Source organism: Neobacillus drentensis (genome assembly GCF_036962765.1).
Taxonomy (GTDB): Bacteria; Bacillota; Bacilli; order Bacillales; family Cytobacillaceae; genus Neobacillus; species Neobacillus drentensis_C.
Genome location: NZ_JBALOS010000381.1, coordinates 1 through 2,916 on the forward strand (window position 1 = coordinate 1; position 2,916 = coordinate 2,916).

At 34.2% G+C, this 2,916-nt stretch carries 4 protein-coding genes; 1 reads left to right on the forward strand and 3 read right to left on the reverse strand.

Annotated features, from left to right (window positions below):
* Nucleotides 1-154 precede the first annotated feature (154 nt).
* The gene (locus V7137_RS29770; protein ID WP_335701407.1) at nt 155-1,246 is read left to right on the forward strand and encodes a low temperature requirement protein A; all 1,092 of its coding nucleotides are present in this window, start codon (nt 155-157) and stop codon (nt 1,244-1,246) included.
* Between the two features lie 190 nt (nt 1,247-1,436).
* Here V7137_RS29770 and V7137_RS29775 read toward each other — a convergent pair whose 3' ends face one another.
* Genes V7137_RS29775 through V7137_RS29785 form a run of 3 tightly spaced genes read right to left on the reverse strand, consistent with a single transcriptional unit; the run spans nt 1,437 to nt 2,777 of the window.
* Nucleotides 1,437-1,964, reverse strand: a complete 528-nt coding sequence (locus V7137_RS29775; RefSeq protein ID WP_335701408.1) for a permease — start codon at nt 1,962-1,964, stop codon at nt 1,437-1,439.
* Entirely contained in the window at nt 1,961-2,443 is a 483-nt protein-coding gene (locus V7137_RS29780) for a hypothetical protein (protein WP_335701409.1), read from the reverse strand. The genes V7137_RS29775 and V7137_RS29780 overlap by 4 nt, the downstream gene beginning before the upstream one ends.
* Nucleotides 2,436-2,777: a PadR family transcriptional regulator gene (locus V7137_RS29785; RefSeq protein WP_335701410.1), complete on the reverse strand. Its 342-nt coding sequence runs from the start codon at nt 2,775-2,777 to the stop codon at nt 2,436-2,438. The genes V7137_RS29780 and V7137_RS29785 overlap by 8 nt, the downstream gene beginning before the upstream one ends.
* Between the last annotated feature and the right edge of the window lie 139 nt (nt 2,778-2,916).

Genomic DNA, 2,916 nt, shown 5'->3' on the forward strand with positions numbered 1-2,916 from the left:
TGGTAAAAACATATTGGATTTTCATGAATAATAAAATGAAAAAGACTAACTTCATTATACAAGTGAAAATGGGTTAAACCGATAAGTTGCCAACATCATATTATTGTTAAAATTATTTATTCTTACGAATCCTACTAAAGAGGTGGCAGAAAAAATGGAAGAAAAGAAAGTGACATGGTTAGAGCTTTTTGAAGATTTACTGTTTGTAGCGGCAGTTGCTACCGCCACTCACGTTTTGTTTCATGTTGAAAATGGATATATTCCTTTTGAATATCTATTGAAATTTATGCTGATATTTATCCCCATCTGGTGGGCATGGACGGGGCAAACTATGTTCACAAACCGGTTTGGCAAAGATCTTTTGCATCAGCGAATGTTCATGATAACTCAAATGTTTTTTGTTTTGATTATGACTTCGAGCTTATCAGTGGATTTTGATCATTATTACATGTCTTTTCTAATCGGGTATATCGGATTAAGATCACTAACAGCTATACAGTATCTCGTTGTCCAACGACTGGAGCAAGGAGATGCAAAGAAAGTATCAAGATTCTTGGGTACATACTTTTGGATTGGTATTATCATATCATCCCTTTCTATCTTTTTTAGTTCATGGGTTCGATATGCGGTGTTGTACGCAGGAATTCTAGTTGACATGATTGTTCCAATAATTGGACGCAAGTATTTAGTAAAAGTTCCGACTCATACTGCCCATTTATTAGAACGTTTTGCTCTGTTGACCTTGATTCTCTTTGGAGAATCGGTCGTCAGCATCCTTTCTGTGCTGGAGCCGCAAAAAGGGGATTGGAATTCCATATCATTTTCCATCAGTTCATTCATTGTAATCCTTGCAATGTGGTGGCAGTATTTTGACAATGTAGAAAAGAAAGTGAATAAATCAGTTCAGGGGACAGGGCAAACCATTGTCTACGGACACTTATTAATCCTTATGTCCATGAGCATGATTGCAGCGTCCATCAAGCTACTGTATTTACAAAAGACAGATTACTCGTTTATGTTATATTTTTTATTCGGATCGGTACTGCTTTATTTCGCGTCAACCTCACTAGTTTTTCATCAATATAGGCACAAACTACACCGCTTGAAGCTGTATCATTTAGGAGGATTTCTTGGAATTTTGGCTGCTTTTTTTATCATCAATCTCATAACAGTTGTTCCAAATATCATGATTATGGGTGAACTGGCACTATTTTTTATTATCTACGCCAAAATCACAACCGCGTAAATAAAGAGCAGATGGATGAACTTGAGTCATCTGGAGAGTAGGAGCAGGAGAAAACAGACCGGAACTCAGTTAAAGTTTCTTGCTGCGGTTTGTCGATTAATTATAAAGGAAAGAGTTTCTTCCATAAAACTATATTTAGAGATGATAGATCACCTATTTTCAAAAAATAAATGGGATTGATCAAATCTATCTAAACTTCTTTAGCTATATCATACTTTATCAATTGTCGATGGTCATAAAATTTCTCAAAAATAATACCCATCAAATAGAAAAATAATAACCCAAAACAAATGTGAATGAGTGTAAATGTAACACCAAATGAAGCGAATTCATATACAATAACTGGTAATTTCGCAGTTGTCCAAACTCCTAAAAAAAATACAATGTACCGTATGCTTGCCCCTTTTCTTAATAAAAGTGCCGCAATGGGAAAAGCTACGTAGAGGGGACCAGCTGCAATTACTCCTAATAATAGGGAGAACAAAATGCCATAGATGCCTGATTTTTCTCCCATATATCTAATTAGGGTTTCTTTCTCCACCCATTTGTCGAGCAAACCTACGAATATTAAGACAGGAGGGAGTAGGAACAACATATCTAAAATGCTTTTTCCTGTTAATTGAAAGGCGTTCCATCCCACCGATTGGTTTATAAAAGTAAGGATAATTAGCCCAAATAATAAAATCAAAAAGAAATGATATCTTTTTAATTTATTCATACCATCACCACCCAAATAATATATGAAAATAGTAGAGACATTAACACTGCTGCTGCGTTGCGTGAATAGGCAAAACTACGCCCGAATATCTTTTGTTCCATAGGTAAAGTGGTGATTCCTACGGACATTAATGTAGACATTAATACAGCTACTTGGGGGAGTCCTGCACCATTTTGGATTAACGTATGTCCAAGAGGAAAAACAACAAAGCTTGGTACTAGTGCAATAGATCCAATTAATGTCGAATAAACAATCCCAATCAATCCAGATTTTTCTCCAATGATTGAAGAAATGAAGGATGGCGTTAACAAAGATAGTGAAATTCCAACAAAAAGCATAATTGATAACATGTCAGGTATAATATTACGAAAGCTTTTCCATGACTTTAATAGAGCATCTTTTGTTTTATTTCGATCTTTTATAAAAGAAATACTGATAAGGATAAAAGCTATAGCGTAAAGGATAACACCATTAATCATGATTTGACTCCCTCCATTTTTTGTATTTATTTAAGAAAAATGATAAATTCTTCATTTTTTCTTCGATATCCATTTGAAAATCTTCTAATTTACTTTTTCCAACAGAAGTAATTTTGTACATTTTTATCGGCTTATCTTGATCAGATGTGTCCAAATAAGACTCAACAGCACCTTCTTTCTCTAATGTTTTTAATGTGCGATATATGATGGCACTATCAATTGGATTGATGGGAAGCTCTTCTTCACATTTCTGCAGAAGTTTCCCTCCATAGCTATCTCCCTCAGTTAAAAACAGCAAAAGAAATGCACCAGTATGTCTCCCTGTATGTTTCATGAAATATATAACCTCCTAATTTAAATGTGAAATTTATTCCAGCAATAAGTTACTGTTAATAACAGTATACTGTTATTAACAGTAATATGCTACTGACAGTTTGTCCTTTTTAAAAAAAATTTTGTTCAATTATTTAGCT

Excerpts from the sequence above, each read along its gene's own strand:
- V7137_RS29770 (WP_335701407.1), top strand. The coding sequence starts at position 155 with ATGGAAGAAAAGAAAGTGACATGGTTAGAGCTTTTTGAAGATTTACTG.
- V7137_RS29775 (WP_335701408.1), bottom strand. The coding sequence starts at position 1,964 with ATGAATAAATTAAAAAGATATCATTTCTTTTTGATTTTATTATTTGGG.
- V7137_RS29780 (WP_335701409.1), bottom strand. The coding sequence starts at position 2,443 with ATGATTAATGGTGTTATCCTTTACGCTATAGCTTTTATCCTTATCAGT.
- V7137_RS29785 (WP_335701410.1), bottom strand. The coding sequence starts at position 2,777 with ATGAAACATACAGGGAGACATACTGGTGCATTTCTTTTGCTGTTTTTA.